This window comes from Deefgea tanakiae (genome assembly GCF_019665765.1).
GTDB lineage: Bacteria > Pseudomonadota > Gammaproteobacteria > Burkholderiales > Chitinibacteraceae > Deefgea > Deefgea tanakiae.
Genome location: NZ_CP081150.1, coordinates 1,121,591 through 1,139,699, shown reverse-complemented (window position 1 = coordinate 1,139,699; position 18,109 = coordinate 1,121,591). Strand labels below are relative to the sequence as shown.

Below are 18,109 nucleotides of genomic sequence, written 5' to 3'. Positions count from 1 at the left end.
CAATGCGTGAACTTTTTCTCAATTACGGCATGCCTTTTTTGGTGATTGGCACCCTCGGTGGCGGCATGATTTATATGCTCTGCTCGCACGCGATCTACACCTATTTGAAAGAAAATTACAGCGATGCACTGCCGCCACGACTAGAGCTTTTCATGCACGATCCAGAAGCGATGGGCGGTTTTATGCATGGTGTTAGGTATGCAGCCAAAAGTGGGGGATGGAAACGTATAGAGAGCAATACTTGGCGCAGATTATTTATCTTCAATCAAGGCCTAGGTTATTTCGTTGGCTTTTGCTGCGTGGCTCTCTGCGCTGCGTTTATCTTTTGGCCAAGCAAATAATAGGAATTCCAGCTGCACGCTTCCCATCGAGAGAACAAGCCGGAATATCGCTAGCTAGTAAGTCAATTTGTTGCCGCACAATTTAGTAACCCAGCTCTTTTCACCACCACTGATGAAAGTGATGCACCGGTCCAATGCCGTGACCGACCTCAAGGCGTTCGGCTTGTGCAATCGCCAGCAACAGCCATGCCTTGGCTTTGGCAACAGTTTCAGGCCAATCAGCGCACTGTGGACGTAACGCCGTCAATGCAGCCGATAGCGTGCAACCCGTACCGTGTGTGTGGCGTGTGGCGATACGATCCGCAGGGAAGCAAACTTCATCATTCGGCGTAATCAGCCAATCAGGGCATGACTCACCACCTAAGTGCCCGCCTTTCATCAACACCGCTTGTGCGCCTGCCACAAGCAATTCTCGGCCTTGCTGACGCATTTGCTCTTCCGATTGCGCTTCAGCGCAGCCGAGCAATGCCGCAGCTTCTGGTAAATTGGGGGTGATAATGCTGGCCAGCGGCAATAATTGCTCGCGCAGCGCATTTACCGCCACAGGATCAAGCAGCGCATGACCGCCCTTCGCAATCATTACCGTGTCGAGCACAATGATTTGCGGTTGATAATGCGCCAAACGCTCAGCCACCACAGAAATCGTCGCGGCATTGGCTAGCATACCCATTTTGACCGCATCAACGCGAATGTCACTAAACACCGCATCGCATTGCGCGGCGATAAACTCGGGCGACACCACCTGCACACCATGCACGCCTTGCGTGTTTTGCGCGGTCAAGGCGGTGATCACGCTCATGCCGTAAGTGCCGAGCGCCGAAAACGTCTTCAAATCCGCCTGAATCCCCGCACCGCCGCCCGAATCTGAACCTGCAATTGTTAGAGCATGAATCGTCATTGTGTATTTCCTCGTGCAGCATGAATTTCTGCCAACAAACCTTGCGTCGCTGCGGCAACATCCGCCTTGCCACAAATCGCCGACACCACAGCAACGCCATTTAAGCCCTGCGCAATTAAGCTGGCCACTTTACCGGCTTGAATCCCGCCAATCGCTACCGCAGGCAAGAAGCAATTTATCATCATGGTATTCACTTCGTCAGTAGCCAGTACAGGTGAAGCGTCTTTTTTGGTCCCTGTTGGGTATACCGGCCCTACGCCAACATAATCAATAACGCCAGCCTGATACATCGCCTCAGCCTCATTAAATTGCGCCAAGCAATTGGTCGACAAGCCTACGAATTTATTCGGGCCTAATAGTCGCCGCACTTCGGCGACTGGCAAGTCTTGTTGCCCCACATGAACACCATCGGCATCCACGGCCAGTGCAATATCAACATGATCGTTAATAATCAGCGGCACATTCAATGGTGCGAGTACCGCTTTTAATTGCTGAGCGGTTTCCAGCCATTGGCGTTTTTTCCAATTCGGCGCTCGCAATTGCACGACGGTCACGCCATTGGCGGCGGCTTGTTGCGCCGTCGCGACCATGCCTGCGCTGCCACCGCACAAATCAGGATCGAGCACCAGATATAGGCTTAAATCAATCGGCATCGGTTGGCGACTCATACGCTGTAGCTCCGCAATTGGGTTGGATGAATCACGTGCAGCGCGTCTAAAAATGGTGCCAAAAAAGTGCCAGGGCCGTCGGAACACTCAATCGCGCGCTCACCCGCTATCGCCATCACCGCACACGCTGCCGCAACGGCATTGAGGCGATTGGGCGCATCGGCCAAAAACGCCGCGACCACCGCCGACAGCGCACAACCTGTGCCGACCACGCGCGTCATCATCGCGTGTCCCCACGGCACCGCCCACGTTTGTACGCCGTCGGTGATGTAATCGGTCGCGCCCGTCACCGCCACAATCGCACCGGTGGCGGCTGCGAGTTGCTGAGCCGCAGTTAGTGCGGAACTTGAACTCATCGTGCTATCTACACCTTTCCCTGCACCACTGACCTCGCTTAAATTCAAAGCATTGGCCAAAGCCAAAATCTCCGAGCCATTGCCACGAATCGCAGCAGGACGTTGCGCCAACATGGTACGAGCCGCCTCGGTGCGATAATTCAAAACGCCCACCGCAACGGGATCAAGCACCCATGGCGTGCCAGCGGCATTGGCCGCATCAATGGCAAGCTGCATCGCTTCGAGTCGTTCTGCGTACAAAGTACCGATATTGATCAACAGCGCATCGGCAATCGCAGCAAATTCAGCCACTTCTTCGCGAGCAACGACCATCGCGGGTGAAGCACCAATCGCTAATAGGGTATTGGCCGTAAAGCATTGCACTACTTCGTTGGTCAGCACATGCACTAACGGGGTATTGGCACGCAGCCGCTCTAATTCATCGGCGATGATAGAAAAAGGAAGTTCAGGAATGGTGTGGGTCGTTTGGGTCATAGCAACTCCGGTCACAGCGCGGAAAGTTGCCAAGCAAGAGTGGCAGACTTCCCTACGCCAGCATTATCTGGATCAGGTACGGCGGGTTTGTCTCAGTCGCTCTGCAATGCTCCTGCAAGTGGCGACACCCCGAGTCTGGAGGTATTGTACCTTGCTGCCTTAGTATTGACCTGCAGCCATATCAAACTTTTCTGCGTTGGCGGCTTGCAGTAATTGTGCGAGCTTGGCAATACCGACCTCAATCTGCTCGGGTTTGGCATGGCTAAAATTTAAACGAATATGCCCTTCGTCTCGCCCCGATGCCATAAATGCAACACCGGGCATAATCGCAAAATCATTGCTCAAACATTGCCGCATCAGCGCCAAAGTATCATTGACCGTATTAAGCTTTACCCAAAAAAACAAACCGCCCGCCGGAATTTGCCAACTGGCATACGGCGCGAGATGCCGCTGCAAGGCAGCCGCCATTGCATCGCGCCGTTCACGATAAATCGGCAGGACTTTCGCCAAATGTGGTTCAAGTTGGTCACTCACCAAAATTTGATTCACAATCAATTGACTTAAACGATTTGAATGCAAATCCGCTGCTTGTTTTAAACGAATCAAATGCGGCATTAGATCGGGATGCGCAATCAAAAAGCCCAAGCGCAAGCCGGGAGCTAGTGTTTTGCTAAATGAGCCTTGATAAATCCACGGTGCAGATTGGATAAAACTCACCATTGGAGCAGGTGCAGGGGTATCGTACGCTAGCTCACGATAAGGATCATCCTCAAACAAACACACCCCATGTGTATCTAATTGCGCAGCAATTGCGATGCGTTCTTCACGGCTATAGCAATATCCTGATGGATTTTGAAAACTTGGGGTTAAATATGCTAATTGCACTTCACCCAATACTTGATTCAAAGCGCTCATATCCGCCGGCGCCTGTAGTGCGACCGATTTCAAATCTGCGCCAAACAAGCGAAATGACTGTAAAGCGGCCAAATAGGCCGGTTCTTCAACCAATACTGGCGTACCTTCTTCGATCATTAACTTACTGACTAAATCAATGCCTTGCTGTGAACCGTTCAAAATCAGCACTTGATCCGCACTACAATTCAGACCTATTTTTGCCATCCGCTGGGCAACCTGCTCCCGAAGCCCACGCTCGCCCTCGGTGGGACCATACTGCATTGCTTTACTCAATAAGTCGGGCGACAAAGCATTCATATCCAGCTGGAGTAAGGCCTCATCGGCAGGCAAACCGCCAGCAAAAGAAATCACGCCCGGCCGCTGCGCCACGGCTAAAATATCGCGTACCAAGGACGAGGTTAAACGTTCAATTCTTTTCGCCAGCATAAAAGCCTCCAAGGGTTTACAATTAGGTCAATACAATAGACCTAATCATGCAGAAACAAGGAATATAAGTCAACATGATTGACCATAAAATCGAAGCCGATATCGAGCTATTGTTCTACGGCTACCGCGCCTTTACTGCCCAAGCCGACGCCCTGCTTGCCGAACGGCAATGGAATCGCGTCCATCATCGCGTGCTGTACTTTGTTGCACGCAATCCGGGTATCGCTGTTAATCAACTACTCGGCAAACTGGGCGTGAGTAAGCAAGCCTTACACGGACCAATGAAAGCACTGCAATCAGCAGAACTCATCGAAACGCGCAGCGAAGACAGCGACAAACGAGTCAAAAACCTTTATTTAACCGTAGCGGGTTGCGAGTTAGAAAACGAACTCACCAGCCCGCAGCGTGACTTACTCAAAGAGATCGAGACTGAACTCGGCAGCGAGACGATCGAAGCATGGCGAGCCATGATGTTGGCATTAAGCAACAAAATTATCACGAAAGCTTAAAACAAGCTTTTGTTGATTAGGCTCACAATCAAGCCCTGCGCTTGCCGCTAAGATGCAATGAATCGTCTTTAGGGAGCCTTTGCTATGCCCAAACTCACAAGCAGTCTAGCGACTACTTTTTTAGATTTACCATTGGCCAATCCGCTGATGAATGCCTCTGGCGTGTGGTGCAGCGTAGCCTCGCAACTTGAAGCACTATTGGAATCGGAGTCCGGTGCCATGGTCACCAAGAGCTGCACACTGGATCCGCGCAATGGCAATCCTGAGCCGCGCTATCGCGTGCTCGATGGCAATAAGCCATGGGGCAGTATCAATTCAATGGGCTTGCCCAATGAAGGATTCCCCTATTATTTGCGCTATACCGAACGGCATGATTACGAAACCAAACCGTTGTTTATTTCAATTTCTGGCCTGACGCTCGATGATAACCTCGCGATGGTGGATAGTCTAAAAGATGCCGTCACCCCTGCTATTCTGGAAATCAATTTATCGTGCCCTAATGTGCCGGGTAAAGCGCAGCTAGGCTATGACTTTGATGCGATGGATACCTTACTGGCCGAAGTGACCTCAGGTTATGGTCAGCGCCAATTAGGGGTGAAATTGCCGCCCTACTTTGACATAGCCCACTTTGATGAAGCCGCCGCCATTCTGAACCGCTATCCGAGCGTGGCTTTTGTGACCTGCATTAACTCAATCGGTAATGCCTTGGTGATCGACATCAACACTGAATCGGTCATCATTAAGCCAAAAGATGGTTTCGGTGGTCTAGGCGGCGATTATGTATTACCCACCGCACTAGCCAATGTGAATGCGTTTTATCGCCGCTGCCCCGAAAAAGCCGTAATCGGCTGCGGTGGTGTTAAGTCAGGGCATGAGGCTTTTTTGCACATTTTGGCGGGCGCCACGCTAGTCCAAATGGGGACTGCGCTTTATGAAGAAGGGCCGGGCATTTTTACTCGCGTAAAAGCTGAATTGCTCGAAATCATGAAGCAGAAAGGCTACGAGAATTTGGCTGATTTTCATGGCAAACTAAAAACCCTGTAAATCAGTAGCACTAAACAAAAAGAGCGGCCTTGGCCGCTCTTTTTGTTACTCGCTCACTTTCTTGAGGCGCTCTGCATTTTCGCTGGTCCGCTTATGGACCGGATGCAGCACCGCATGTGCCATGTCAGCAGAGGCCTGCGCCAAATGCTCAGGACTCAATACGCTGTATTGCCACACTTGCTGAGCGGCTGCTTGCTCTTGCGGCGTACCCACTGATGCCGCCATGACCCCTACCACGGCCTTTGTTTGCTGCATTGCAGAATGCCATACCGCTTGTTGCAACTGTCCCCAATGCTGAAACGCAGCCAAACTCGACTCGCCGACAGCCTCAAGCTTCTCTAAACCCATTTGGCTCATCTCAACTTGATCTGCCTCGGTCGGATTAATACCGGCCTCAGCCATGCGCTGTGTACGTTGCGAGAAAACAAAAGCCGAATCTAGCCACATTTCTTGTGTTTTTTGCGCCAATTCATTCCATGCTGAAAATGGATCTTGCGTGGGTTTTGTCATTGTTTTCTTTAATTTGGGTTAATACTCAACCGGCACAGGGTCTAAGCTGCGCCACAGATACCATGTGGCAACACTTCGCCATGGCGACCAACGTTGCGCCAAGGCAATTAAATCAGCACGCGGCAATCGCTCACCACCGTGATAGTGCAATGCGATCCCTTTGATTAAACCAATATCATCCAAGGGCAATACATTCGGACGTAACAAATAAAACAACAAAAACATTTCCGCAGTCCAGCGACCAATCCCTCGAATCGTGATCAGCTCACGAATGACTACCTCATCATCCCAATCCAGCCAAACTTGCGGATCCAAGCGACCTGCTTGATGATGCGCAGCCAGATCAGAGAGATACTCCACTTTACGCGCTGAAAGACCACAGGCACGAAGCTGCTCAACGGATGCAGCCAAAACAGCCTCACTCGTCACATCGCCCAATGCGGCGACTAAACGCGCCCACACTGAATCAGCAGCCTTCACCGAAATCTGTTGCCCTACAATCGATCTAGCCAAGGTATGAAACGCATCACCACGACCAACAAGACTTACCGACGGATACATCTCAATTAGCCCTGCCATAACGGGATCGTTGGCCGCCAAGTCAACACAAGCTTGATCCCAATAACTAGGGCGGCCATGACTCATTCCCCAGCCACCGTCATCCGCTCGATTAAAATCGAACCGACTTTTCGACTACTCGAATTCAAGCCATCATCGCCAATTGCGATAATCTGGCTGTACATCTCGCGCAGATTGCCGGCAATGGTGATTTCTTCGACTGGATATTGAATGATGCCATTCTCCACCCAGAACCCCGCCGCTCCGCGCGAATAATCACCCGTTACCATATTGGTGCCATGACCCAGCAATTCAGTCACGAGCAAGCCCGTTCCCATCATCGCCAACAATCCTTCTGCTTCGGTCGTTGGTGCGACTAGAATATTGTGCGGTCCACCCGCATTTCCAGTAGTATCCATCCCTAGCTTACGTGCTGAATAGCTCCCAAGGAAATACCCTTGCTGAACCCCCGCATCGACTACAGTTCGCGCGACCGTTGCAACACCCTCTGCATCAAATGCCCCGCTAGCAAAACCGCGCTTTAAAAATGGGTCTTCATGAATTGTGACGCAAGGCGCAAACACCGATCGCCCCAAACTATCAACCAAGAAACTCGATTTGCGGTACAGGCTACTGCCACTCACAGCAGAAATCCAATGACCAATCAAAGAGCTCGCCACCGATGCTTCAAACAAAACGGGGTATTCACCCGTTTTGAGGCGGCGTGCACCTAGTCGACGCACCGTGCGCTCGCCAGCCCGCTGCCCAATCGCTTTCGCGTGATCTAAATCGGCATGCGCTCTGGCCGAGCTATACCAATAATCACGCTGCATGCCACTCTCGTCTTCCGCAATCACAGCAGCAGAAATACTGTAACGCGTGCTGGTGCCAGCACCCATAAAGCCCAAGGAGTTAGCATAAACCCAACGTGAGCCAGAGGTCGATACAGTGGCACCATCTGAATTATTGATTCGTGCATCGACGGCGCGAGCGGCTGCCTCGCATTCGCGGGCCAGCTCTATCGCCCCCTCCACTGCTAATGGCCATGGATGGTACAAATCTAGATCAGGAAAATGGGTACACAGACGCTCTGGGTCAGCTTGCCCAGCAAATTCGTCGGCAGCGGTGTATTTGGCAATGCTGAGTGCTTTATTCACTGTTTCAACAAGGGCTGGGCCTGAAAAATCACTACTGCTGGCGTGTGCTTTTTGCTGGCCCAGATAAACGGTAACATTCACACCTTTATCACGGTTGTATTCGATGGTTTCAATTTCATCCAAACGCACTGAAACATTTTGACCTGCGCCCTCTGAAACCTCGACATCACACGCTGTGGCGCCCTGCTTTTTCGCCTCTTGCAACACTTGAGCCGCTAAATCACGAAGATATTGTTCACTAAAACTAAATTCAGACACAGAAGTTTCTCAGAAGAAAAGTGGGGAATAGGGATTCGTTTGGTATCATACTGCTTTTGCACCAGTTCTAGACATCATGGCAAACCCAAATCAGTCGAATCCATACGATAGCGATGAGCCCGTAGGCATCATCAGCAAGTCACAAGCCAAGCGTGAAGCGACGGAATTACAAAAACTAGGCGCAACACTGCTTGAATATACGCCCAAGCAATTGTTGCCGCTCAACTTACCAGAAAATTTACTACAAGCCATTCAAGAAGGCCGCAAAATCACGGCCAACGTCGCCACTGCACGCAATAAGCAGTATATCGGCAAACTGATGCGCAATATCGATCCGGCACCAATTTATGCATTTTTAGATGCACAAAAAGGCATCACCAATGAGCACAACATCTGGCTACACCAGATTGAACGCTTACGTGAACGCATGCTGACCGACCCGAAGGCCGTTGAAAAATTTATCGCCGACTACCCTGCGGTTGACATTCAGCATCTGCGCCAACTGGTTCGCAACTCGCAAAAAGAACGCCAACAGCAAGAAGCGGGCAAGCACATTCCACCTAAAGCATTCCGCGAATTGTTTCAGCTGATGAAAACTTTCATCAAAGAGCCCGCAACAGGCTACCAAAATGAAGTAACTAGCGACGAAGAAACCAACGAGGAATAAAAATGGGAACGCATTCAGCACCAACGCTCGTCGCCAAAGGCTTTTTATTCGACATGGACGGCACTTTGATTGATTCAAGGACATGTATTGAGTTAATTTGGCGACGTTGGTCTGAGCGTAATGACATCGACTTTGCCGACGTAATGAAAGTCATGCACGGTCGCCGTGGACAAGAAACCATTGCGATTGTTGCACCTCACTTAAACGCTGAACTTGAGACAGAGCTTCTGATTGCCGAAGAGCTGATTAGTCTTGAAGGCACCACTGTGCTGCCTGGCGCGCTTGATTTTCTCAATCTACTGAATATTGAGCAATGGGCACTTGTTACGTCTGCACCACGCGATCTCGCACTAGCCAAACTGGCTTTTGTTGGTCTGCCTTTGCCCAAGCACTTGATTTGCGCGGAAGACGTAATGCAAGGAAAACCTCACCCCGCAGCCTACCTGCAAGGCGCTGCGTTGCTCGGCCTGAATGCAAATGAGTGTATTGCTTTTGAAGATGCGCCTAATGGCATTCGTTCTGCCCATGCCGCTGACACACAAGTCATTGCCATCACCTGCACCGCAGGTGCTGACCCAACCGGCCTTGCCCTGCAGCAAGTCGCGGATTTCAGCAAGATCACGCTTCAACAGCAAACTTCGACATTTACACTAAGTATTGCAGAATGAATACATCACTAAAAATCGGCCTAGTGTCCGTATCTGATCGCGCAAGTATGGGTGTTTACGAAGACAAAGGCATTCCAGCACTGAGCGACTGGCTCAATCGTGCCTTAAGTACTCCGTTTACACTAGAAACACGCTTAATTGCCGATGAACAACCGCAGATTGAGGCGGCACTAAAAGAACTAGTTGACGAATGCGGTTGCCAACTCGTACTGACCACGGGTGGTACTGGCCCAGCAAAGCGAGATGTCACACCAGAGGCGACACTTGCAGTGATGGACCGAGAAATGCCGGGTTTTGGTGAGCAAATGCGCCAGATAAGCCTAAGATTTGTACCCACTGCCATTTTGTCACGACAAACCGCGGTAATTCGTGGCGCAAGTTTGATTGTAAATCTGCCGGGGCAACCCAAATCAATTCAAGAAACACTAGAAGGTTTAAAAGATGCAGAGGGCAAAACAATTGTCGCAGGTATTTTTGCAGCCATTCCTTACTGCATCCAATTACTAGAAGGCCCTTACATCGAAACCAATTCCAGCGTTGTCTCTGCGTTTAGGCCCAAATCAGCAATAAGAAACCCTGAAGAATAAAAAATGGCACACCACGGTGCGCCATTTTTTCAGCCTCAAGATCAATCTTGCCGCAACACATTCACTGTAACCCAAGACCAATCAACCCCCTTCTCAAGCACAGAACCCAAGCTCACCGAGAATTTTTTATCACGCGCATTGACCTGATAAATTTTATCTAAGCCATAATCAGCCGAATTCATGATTAAGGTATTAACACTAGAACCATTAATTTGGTGGGGCACATAGAGCGCAGTGCGGACATTAGGCAGCTCTAAACCGCCAGTAAATCCAATTTCAGCGACTGTTATATTCTCAATCCTATCATTTTGTTCTGATTTCATACCCACCATGACAGGCGTACCACTAACCACCTGCACACCAACGGATACTTCATCTTCACTTAGCCGCGCAATCCGGCGTAAAATACCGACATTCCAATTGTCTGCACTTGAAGCACGAGCGCCGATCAATAGACTAGGCCGTATCCATTCATTTTCAGAAAAACGAATCACCGCGCCAAAACCATCAGCGCTTTCGTTATCAATAGCCCAAGCTTGCCAATCATTTTCTTTCTTATTCACAGTGAAACTGTATGGATTCGCCGCTAATTTTTCCTTCGTACGCGATGAAACAAAGCCGTACAAACGCATATCCATAATTTCATCGTAATCGACTTGATCTTTGGTCTCTACTCCTTGACGGCTAAACCTATCGTTATCTTGCTTCACGTAACGACAGACACGATCAAGGCCATAGATGATATCTGCAGCCTTGGTGACTTTTTTTCGCTCACTGCGTTTGACTTGACTATTGCGCATGCACATAGTCCAAAAAACATCCAAGTGTTTCAGTAATTCACCAACAGCAGGACCACGAGCATCAGCGCCTAACTCTAAAGATGCGTAGCTAGAGCCCGTCATCAACTTACCTAATATCTCTTGAATTTGACCAATCAGATCGTTCAAACCCCAGTAACGATAAGGTTCACCAATCAAGTCATTATTAATTTTTTGCGGGCCCTGCGACTCCTGCAAATTGACACAAAAATGATGGCGGTCTTCTTGATATTTACGGCCAAATTGAATCAACTTTGACCAGTGCTCAAGCCAGCTATCAACCAAATCAATTTGACGAACAGATAGATTGTTATTAGCTAAAGTGTTGAGCATCAGCATCTGGATATATTCATCGGCACAGGATGATACGTCTTTTTTATAGGCTGGATACAGTTGGAATGGATTGCTGTCAAAAGCACCGACCTCCGAAAGTCGATACATTTGGTGCGCTTGAATCCACAACTTCGAAGGTACGCGCTCAAAACGAAAATAATGCCATTTCGCCTGAATGGCTATATAGCGCAAGCTGCGAGCCAATACTAAAGGCATCAGCAAATCAAATTGTTGCTGCTGTGCTTCATTGTTTTCGGCCTGAACAAAGCGTTGATAAGCTTGCACCATGTCTGAAGCAAAACTAACAACCGACTTCCATAGTTTTTGCTCCATATCCTTGGACATACGTGGATTTGAAACGTACTGATAACAAACTGCGTCATAAGCCTCTTGAACCTGCTCATCAAGCAGCATCAAGGCCTGTAAACGATCGATACTTACTTTGTCAGCCGCAGCAACAAAGTCACTGATCAAACCATGCACCTTATTGCATTGCGAGGCAGGATCAAGTGACTCAATTTGCTTACACCACTGAGTCGCCAATTTAGCGTTCGCTAGGGGCGACTTTTCACGCGAGAACAGCGAAGTAATACGATCAAGCATAGTTTTATCCAGCTAATCCAGTTAATTTACAAAAAGCTTTTACGCAGCAGCGACTTCATCATCCAACCAAAACTGAGCATTATGAATATCTGAAAAAATCTTAATCTCAGACTCGGCAATCGCTTGATTGAGCCACACAGACCAAACGACCCACTGATCGTCACTCACTACAGCCACTTTGTCAAAATTCTGACGATTCTCTTTTGAGAAACGAACTTCTTCAAGTGCCATGTCTATCGTGTAGCCATCCATCTGGCGTAAATCCAGCAACAAACGCGCCTTACCATGAAAACGGATCTCATACAGAACATTAGACTCAAATTCTTTATAGTCTTGTAGTGTAAATTGCTCGAACACCACAGCGTGGGTGTAATTTGCTTCATGCGAAATGCTGATCATAACAACCCCCAATACGACAATTGATCTTTCTTACGTTATAGCATAGAGAAGAATGCTGCAATGAGTATAAAAATCTATAGGATTAAAAGCCCCCATAACTTGCCTGAGTGTTAACTAGTTAATTTTTAAGCGCAACACTCAAATAATGTTTAACAAAACTAACAATGACAAGTCAAAAAGATCTCAACTCAACGTAAAAGACACCTCATATGCCCAAAACCAGCACTGAGAAACATCAACATACTCGTATAAGTCACAATGCCATGCAAATAATGGCGGCAAATAACATACCCTTTACATTTTCTGAAGATCGATCAATAGCTGCCTCGTATGCAAGTTTGCATCGCCAAGCAACTCAGAAATAGACTGTCGCATCCAAAGTTTAGCCCAAGGCAAAACTAGCTCATTAGAAAAATCAGCAGCTGCGAAAGCCAAAATCAGGGGCGCGGGACAAGCATCAGGGCTATGACTCGGCACTAAACCGTGACCATTCTGAAATTGATACTTTAAGGCTAAATCAAGCGGTCGATTCGAGTGCGCTTCAAGGTGCCAGTGAATACCGTAACCTAGGCAATCGAGCATTTGTCGCTCAAAGTGACGTAAAACAGGTTCAACCCCCGATGCGTCAATCATTGCCAAAGCCTTGATCGCCTCAAAATAAGCAGCAAACAAAGCGGAATTAGGCTCTTCTTTGGGGCAAAATCGTTGAAGCAACTCATTGATATAAAAACCACACAAGAGTGGCAGGCCAGAGAGCTGTGACAAGCCTGGCTGCCAAACCGCTGAGTGCAATGTCTTTAGCTCCCCAGCCCCAAACCAAGACAACAACAAAGGCTGAAAGCCTAGTAATACACTTCTTATTTGTGAGCCAGGACGCTGAACACCCCGCGCATAGATGGTTAACCGCCCATGATCGCGAGAAAAAACATCCAGCAAACGACTCGTTTCACGGTAAGGGTGTTGATGAAGGACAAAAGCAGGCTGCGAATTGACACGCAACTTGCTTGAACTTCGGCTCATTGATTATTCGTAACCAAACTGGCGAACTAAACGGGTGTCGTCTGCCCAGCCACTTTTAACTTTAACCCAAACTTCTAAGTGCACTTTAGCATCAAACAACTTTTCCATATCGATACGTGCATCTGTAGCAATTTTTTTGAGTTTAGTCCCATTTTTACCAATCAAAATGGGCTTTTGATTTTCTCTATCCACCAAAATGGCCGCATAAATTCGACGAAGTTCGCGCCCATCAGCAAGTGTTTCTTCTTCAAACTTCTCAATTTCGACCGCCATTACATAAGGCAACTCTTCACCCATCATGCGGAAAATCTTTTCTCGGATAATTTCTGAAGCCAAAAAACGCTCATTTCGATCGGTAATTTGATCTTCGGCAAACATCGGTACCGATTCAGGCAACAGTGGCTCGATAGCCGCCACCAGAACATCCAACTTCAAACCTTTCTGGGCAGATACAGGAACAATCGCCGCAAAATTGAAATGCTTTGCAACGTCTTCAATAAATGGAAATAGGCTACCTTTGTCAGCCAACGTATCGACCTTATTAATCACCAACAACACTGGGCGATCTTTAGGTAGCAACTCTAGAACCGCTTGGTCTGCAGGGCCAAAACGCCCAGCTTCAACGACGAACAAAATCGCATCAACATCAGCCAATGTACTGGTGACGCTTTTGTTCATTGCCTGATTTAAGGCGTTTCTAAAACGTTTTTGAAAGCCCGGCGTATCCACAAAAACAAACTGTGCCGACTCCGAAGTTAAAATACCTGTAATCCGATGTCGTGTCGTTTGTGCTTTTCTTGAGGTGATACTCAGCTTTTGACCAATCAAATGATTCATCAACGTCGATTTACCGACATTGGGTTGACCTACGATGGCGACAAAACCACAGCGATACCCTTCGTGTTCGTTGCCCGTTAGTAAGCCACCACTGTTTAATAAATCAATCATTTTCGCACAACCTTTTTACCTGGAAATTGCTCGCGCAATAGATGAAGAACGGCACCAGCGGCAAGCTGCTCCGCAGCACGTCGGCTTGCCCCTTCTGCTTTGGCCGTTACTTTGAGCTCACCAATAGTGCAACTCACTTCAAAAATTTGGTCTGGTGAATCACCCTGCTGTCGCTCAATCACATAATTGGGCAAATCTACTTTACGGGCTTGCAACCATTCTTGTAGTGAAGTTTTAGGGTCTTTCATTGCCTCTTCTGGATTGACGGCGGCAATACGTGCAGCAAATAATTTTTCCAATACCGCTTCAGCGGAAGCAAACCCACCATCCAACCAGATGGCCCCCAAAACTGCCTCAAGTGCATCAGCTAAAATACTCGGACGTCGATGACCGCCACTCTTTAACTCCCCCTCTCCGAGGGATAAATAATCACCAAGCTGCAACTCAGTCGCGATGATCGCGAGCGATTCTTGCCGCACAAAATGCGCTCGTAAGCGAGACAAATCTCCCTCACTAAGTTGCGGAAACGCCAAAAATAAACTGCGTGCAACCACTGCATTCAAAATGCCGTCACCGACAAACTCCAAGCGTTCATTGTGAGTCGACGATGAGCTACGATGCGTCAAAGCCTGCTTGAGCAATTTAGGCTGAGAAAAAACATAACCGAGCGTTTTTTGCAAACGCTCGGCAGGTAAGACAACTGACAAATTAAATATTCCTTAAATTATTCAACACTGGCACCGGAAGATTTTTCAATCTGGAAGTCAAACAACAAACTCACATTAGCAACCAAAGGAACCACTTTTTCATAATTAGCAGAAATATTGGTTTTTCCACCAACCTGAGTAATTACCAAATCTTTGCCTGTTATGTCAGTGATATAACCAATCTGTGCTTCCTTGCCAAATGATTCACGAATGGCTTCTGGTGTTTGTCCAGCACTGTTCTTAGCTAACTTTTCAACTGTATTTTTAATAGAAAAATACTGGGTGTAAGTAGGCACAACACTAAATGCGACAATCAATGCCATTGCGACGGCCATCGCGACAATGATGAATCCAAAAAAAGACATCCCAAATTGCTTTTTCATTACCTAAGCTCCTATTGAATGGTGGTGCCAATACGATCAAAATGCTTAAAATTCATCCAAATTAAAAAGGCTTTACCAACAATATTTTCGTTAGGCACAAACCCCCAGTATCGACTATCCGCACTATGGTCACGATTATCGCCCATCATAAAATACTGACCAGCTGGAACCGTACACTTAAAGCCTGAATCATCATAGCTGCAATTTTCGCGAGAAGGAAAGTCACCCACTTCACGCAAATTAAGTGCTGGCACATCGGCCATCGTTAAAGTTTTATACTGTGAAGCATCAAGATGTTCAACAAATTGCTGGTTATTCACTAGTAAAACACCATTTTCAACATACTGATGATCGGCAAGTTGCTTGGTTTCAACTGGCAGGCCATTCACGGTGAGTTTTTTAGAACGATATTCGATCACATCACCAGGCAAGCCAATCACACGTTTGATGTATTGAATTTTTGGATTCACAGGATAATCAAACACCATCACATCGCCACGTTTTGGCTCACCAACGGGAACAATCACAGTGTTTGTAATAGGTAAACGAACACCATAAGTAAATTTATTAACCAAAATAAAATCACCGACAATTAAACCAGGGCGCATTGATGACGATGGAATTTGAAATGGCTCAACAATAAACGAGCGCAAAACGAAAACGGCAAGAATTACCGGAAAGAAGCCGCGACCATATTCAATCCAATCTGCGATTTGTTTTTCACCACGCGTTTTACCCCAGACAAATTTATCCATTGCCCAAACAAAACCCGTCAGCACAACAAAAATCAGCATTGCTGCGCTAATACTAAAGAACTGCACGAGTAGAACAAATAAGCCGACAACCGTAAGCAAGTAGCCATACTGAACCAGCTGCGGCGGTTCATTATTTTTACGTTCATGCTTTGCGCCAGCCATGATTAAAACTGGGCCTAAAATCAAGGATAAAATTCCAATTACAAACCAATTCATCGACAGTTCCTTAGCACACTAAGTTTGAGGGTTTATTTATCGCTGACTTGCAAAATAGCCAAGAACGCTTCTTGTGGAATTTCCACATTCCCGACTTGCTTCATGCGTTTCTTACCAGCTTTTTGTTTGTCTAGCAATTTACGTTTACGAGAAACGTCACCACCATAACATTTTGCCAGAACATCTTTACGAACCGCTTTCACCGTTTCACGCGCAATAATATGACTACCAATCGCAGCTTGAATCGCAATATCAAACATTTGCCGTGGAATGAGTTCACGCATTTTTGATACCAATTCACGACCACGATATTGGCTCGTACTACGGTGAACGATCAAACTCAGTGCATCAACGCGTTCACTATTCACTAGCACGTCTAATTTCACTAAATCGCCGACGCGGAACTCTTTGAAATCATAATCTAGCGACGCATAACCACGGCTCACCGATTTAAGCTTATCAAAGAAATCCATCACCACTTCGGCCATTGGCATTTCATAAGTCAACATCACTTGTCGACCCATATATTGCATATTAATTTGCATGCCGCGCTTTTGATTACACAGCGTCATCACCGGGCCAACGTAATCTTGTGGTACTAAAATTGTTGCGGTAATAATTGGCTCACGCACTTCATCGTATTTCGATGGGTCGGGCAATTTCGACGGATTTTCAATTTGTACGACTTCACCGCCTTTGAGCACCAATTCAAACACCACGCTCGGCGCGGTGGTAATCAAATCCATATCAAATTCGCGTTCAAGGCGCTCTTGCACGATTTCTAAGTGCAACAAACCCAAGAAGCCACAACGGAAACCAAAGCCCAAGGCTTGCGATACTTCTGGCTCGTAATGCAAAGATGCATCATTAAGCTGTAATTTTTCTAGGCTATCACGCAGTTTTTCATAGTCATGACTTTCAACTGGATACAATCCAGCAAAAACCTGTGACTTAACATCTTTAAAACCAGGCAAAGCTTCAGCCGCAGGTGCTTTAACTGTGGTGATCGTGTCACCCACTTTCGCACTGGCAATTTCTTTAATGCCCGCAATTATAAAGCCCACTTCACCGGCGCGTAGCGCTTCACGTTGCACTGATTTTGGAGTAAATACACCGACTTGCTCGCATAAATGCTGCGCTTTAGTCGACATAAATAGAATTTTATCTTTCGGGCGAATTTCACCGTCAACAACGCGAACCAACATAATCACGCCAACGTAATTATCAAACCATGAGTCGATAATGAGTGCCTTAAGCGGACCGTCTGGATTGCCTTTGGGTGGAGGTATCTTGCTGACGACCTCTTCTAGAATATCCTCGATACCAATACCCGACTTAGCAGAAGCATGAACTGCATTCACTGCTTCAATCCCAATAATGTCTTCAACCTCTTGCGCCACACGATCTGGGTCTGCTGCAGGCAAGTCAATTTTATTGAGTACCGTGCGAACTTCAACGCCCAATTCAAGTGCGGTATAGCAGTTAGCTACGGTTTGCGCCTCAACACCTTGCGATGCATCGACAACGAGCAAAGCACCTTCACAGGCAGCCAATGAGCGGCTCACTTCATAGCTAAAGTCAACGTGACCTGGTGTATCAATCAAATTGAGATTGTAAATTTTGCCATCACGGGCTTTGTATTTTAAGGCCGCCGTTTGAGCCTTAATCGTAATGCCACGCTCTTTTTCAATATCCATTGAATCAAGCACTTGCGCGCTCATTTCGCGCATTTCCAAGCCGCCACAGAATTGAATAAAACGATCGGCCAAAGTACTTTTACCGTGGTCGATATGCGCGATAATAGAGAAGTTACGAATGTGATCCATGAGTCCCGCAGCCGCAAGGCTGTACACAATTTGCAAATATGAAAAGGGCACGCCACGCGTGCCCA

Annotated in this window: 21 protein-coding genes and 1 riboswitch; of the genes, 6 read left to right on the top strand and 15 right to left on the bottom strand. The window is 47.5% G+C overall.

Features of this window, described 5'->3' with window-relative positions; all coding sequences use genetic code 11:
- Window positions 1-2: 2 nt before the first annotated feature.
- Window positions 3-341, top strand: coding sequence for a hypothetical protein (locus tag K4H28_RS05400; protein WP_221007362.1), 339 nt, complete (start codon window positions 3-5; stop codon window positions 339-341).
- A 100-nt stretch (window positions 342-441) separates the two neighbouring features.
- Here the strand turns inward: K4H28_RS05400 and thiD are convergent, their stop codons facing one another.
- The 4 genes from thiD to K4H28_RS05380 all read right to left on the bottom strand — a co-directional run bounded on the left by thiD (window position 442) and on the right by K4H28_RS05380 (window position 4,078).
- Window positions 442-1,239, bottom strand: coding sequence for a bifunctional hydroxymethylpyrimidine kinase/phosphomethylpyrimidine kinase (thiD, locus tag K4H28_RS05395; protein ID WP_221007361.1), 798 nt, complete (start codon window positions 1,237-1,239; stop codon window positions 442-444).
- Complete coding sequence (thiE, locus tag K4H28_RS05390) at window positions 1,236-1,907, bottom strand: thiamine phosphate synthase (RefSeq protein ID WP_255573630.1); 672 nt, start codon at window positions 1,905-1,907, stop codon at window positions 1,236-1,238. The genes thiD and thiE overlap by 4 nt, the downstream gene beginning before the upstream one ends.
- The gene (thiM, locus tag K4H28_RS05385; RefSeq protein ID WP_221007360.1) at window positions 1,904-2,737 is read right to left on the bottom strand and encodes a hydroxyethylthiazole kinase; all 834 of its coding nucleotides are present in this window, start codon (window positions 2,735-2,737) and stop codon (window positions 1,904-1,906) included. Before thiM ends, thiE begins: the two co-directional genes overlap by 4 nt.
- Before the next feature lie 32 nt (window positions 2,738-2,769).
- Window positions 2,770-2,879, bottom strand: a riboswitch (TPP riboswitch).
- Between the two features lie 17 nt (window positions 2,880-2,896).
- Entirely contained in the window at window positions 2,897-4,078 is a 1,182-nt protein-coding gene (locus K4H28_RS05380) for an aminotransferase-like domain-containing protein (protein WP_221007359.1), read from the bottom strand.
- A gap of 74 nt (window positions 4,079-4,152) precedes the next feature.
- Here K4H28_RS05380 and K4H28_RS05375 point away from each other — a divergent pair, with 74 nt between their 5' ends.
- Together K4H28_RS05375 and K4H28_RS05370 are read left to right on the top strand one after the other, a co-directional pair.
- A complete protein-coding gene (locus K4H28_RS05375) occupies window positions 4,153-4,587 on the top strand; it encodes a MarR family winged helix-turn-helix transcriptional regulator (RefSeq protein WP_255573629.1) in 435 nt (144 codons plus the stop codon).
- 84 nt (window positions 4,588-4,671) lie between these two features.
- Entirely contained in the window at window positions 4,672-5,631 is a 960-nt protein-coding gene (locus tag K4H28_RS05370; RefSeq protein WP_221007358.1) for a dihydroorotate oxidase, read from the top strand.
- Window positions 5,632-5,676: 45 nt separating this feature from the next.
- On the opposite strand, the gene K4H28_RS05365 is transcribed toward K4H28_RS05370, so the two are convergent.
- The 3 genes from K4H28_RS05365 to pmbA are packed head-to-tail and all read right to left on the bottom strand — an operon-like array spanning window position 5,677 to window position 8,114.
- Entirely contained in the window at window positions 5,677-6,141 is a 465-nt protein-coding gene (locus K4H28_RS05365; protein WP_221007357.1) for a polyhydroxyalkanoate granule-associated phasin, read from the bottom strand.
- Between the two features lie 18 nt (window positions 6,142-6,159).
- The gene (locus tag K4H28_RS05360) at window positions 6,160-6,786 is read right to left on the bottom strand and encodes a DNA-3-methyladenine glycosylase family protein (RefSeq protein WP_221007356.1); all 627 of its coding nucleotides are present in this window, start codon (window positions 6,784-6,786) and stop codon (window positions 6,160-6,162) included.
- The gene (gene pmbA, locus K4H28_RS05355) at window positions 6,783-8,114 is read right to left on the bottom strand and encodes a metalloprotease PmbA (protein WP_221007355.1); all 1,332 of its coding nucleotides are present in this window, start codon (window positions 8,112-8,114) and stop codon (window positions 6,783-6,785) included. Before pmbA ends, K4H28_RS05360 begins: the two co-directional genes overlap by 4 nt.
- Window positions 8,115-8,190: 76 nt before the next feature.
- On the opposite strand from pmbA, the gene yjgA reads away from it, so the two are divergent.
- The 3 genes from yjgA to mog are packed head-to-tail and all read left to right on the top strand — an operon-like array spanning window position 8,191 to window position 10,036.
- Window positions 8,191-8,781 (top strand): ribosome biogenesis factor YjgA, encoded by a 591-nt coding sequence (yjgA, locus tag K4H28_RS05350; RefSeq protein WP_221007354.1) that lies wholly within the window; start codon window positions 8,191-8,193, stop codon window positions 8,779-8,781.
- A 2-nt stretch (window positions 8,782-8,783) separates the two neighbouring features.
- Window positions 8,784-9,449 (top strand): HAD-IA family hydrolase, encoded by a 666-nt coding sequence (locus K4H28_RS05345; protein ID WP_221007353.1) that lies wholly within the window; start codon window positions 8,784-8,786, stop codon window positions 9,447-9,449.
- On the top strand, window positions 9,446-10,036 hold the full coding sequence (mog, locus tag K4H28_RS05340) for a molybdopterin adenylyltransferase (protein ID WP_221007352.1): 591 nt from the start codon (window positions 9,446-9,448) through the stop codon (window positions 10,034-10,036). Before K4H28_RS05345 ends, mog begins: the two co-directional genes overlap by 4 nt.
- 41 nt (window positions 10,037-10,077) lie before the next feature.
- On the opposite strand, the gene K4H28_RS05335 is transcribed toward mog, so the two are convergent.
- From K4H28_RS05335 to lepA, 8 genes are all read right to left on the bottom strand, one after another.
- Window positions 10,078-11,790 (bottom strand): cyclic-di-GMP receptor FimW-related protein, encoded by a 1,713-nt coding sequence (locus tag K4H28_RS05335; RefSeq protein WP_221007351.1) that lies wholly within the window; start codon window positions 11,788-11,790, stop codon window positions 10,078-10,080.
- 39 nt (window positions 11,791-11,829) lie between these two features.
- Entirely contained in the window at window positions 11,830-12,189 is a 360-nt protein-coding gene (locus K4H28_RS05330) for a SpoIIAA family protein (RefSeq protein ID WP_221007350.1), read from the bottom strand.
- A 294-nt stretch (window positions 12,190-12,483) separates the two neighbouring features.
- Window positions 12,484-13,209 (bottom strand): DNA repair protein RecO, encoded by a 726-nt coding sequence (gene recO / locus K4H28_RS05325; RefSeq protein WP_221007349.1) that lies wholly within the window; start codon window positions 13,207-13,209, stop codon window positions 12,484-12,486.
- 3 nt (window positions 13,210-13,212) lie between these two features.
- A complete protein-coding gene (gene era / locus K4H28_RS05320; protein WP_221007348.1) occupies window positions 13,213-14,157 on the bottom strand; it encodes a GTPase Era in 945 nt (314 codons plus the stop codon).
- Window positions 14,154-14,864 carry a ribonuclease III gene (gene rnc, locus K4H28_RS05315; RefSeq protein ID WP_221007347.1) on the bottom strand — a complete coding sequence of 237 codons (711 nt, stop codon included), beginning with the start codon at window positions 14,862-14,864 and terminating at the stop codon, window positions 14,154-14,156. Before rnc ends, era begins: the two co-directional genes overlap by 4 nt.
- 17 nt (window positions 14,865-14,881) lie before the next feature.
- Entirely contained in the window at window positions 14,882-15,247 is a 366-nt protein-coding gene (locus tag K4H28_RS05310) for a DUF4845 domain-containing protein (protein WP_221007346.1), read from the bottom strand.
- A gap of 11 nt (window positions 15,248-15,258) precedes the next feature.
- On the bottom strand, window positions 15,259-16,218 hold the full coding sequence (lepB, locus tag K4H28_RS05305; RefSeq protein WP_221007345.1) for a signal peptidase I: 960 nt from the start codon (window positions 16,216-16,218) through the stop codon (window positions 15,259-15,261).
- 32 nt (window positions 16,219-16,250) lie between these two features.
- On the bottom strand, window positions 16,251-18,044 hold the full coding sequence (gene lepA, locus K4H28_RS05300; protein WP_221007344.1) for a translation elongation factor 4: 1,794 nt from the start codon (window positions 18,042-18,044) through the stop codon (window positions 16,251-16,253).
- Window positions 18,045-18,109: the final 65 nt, after the last annotated feature.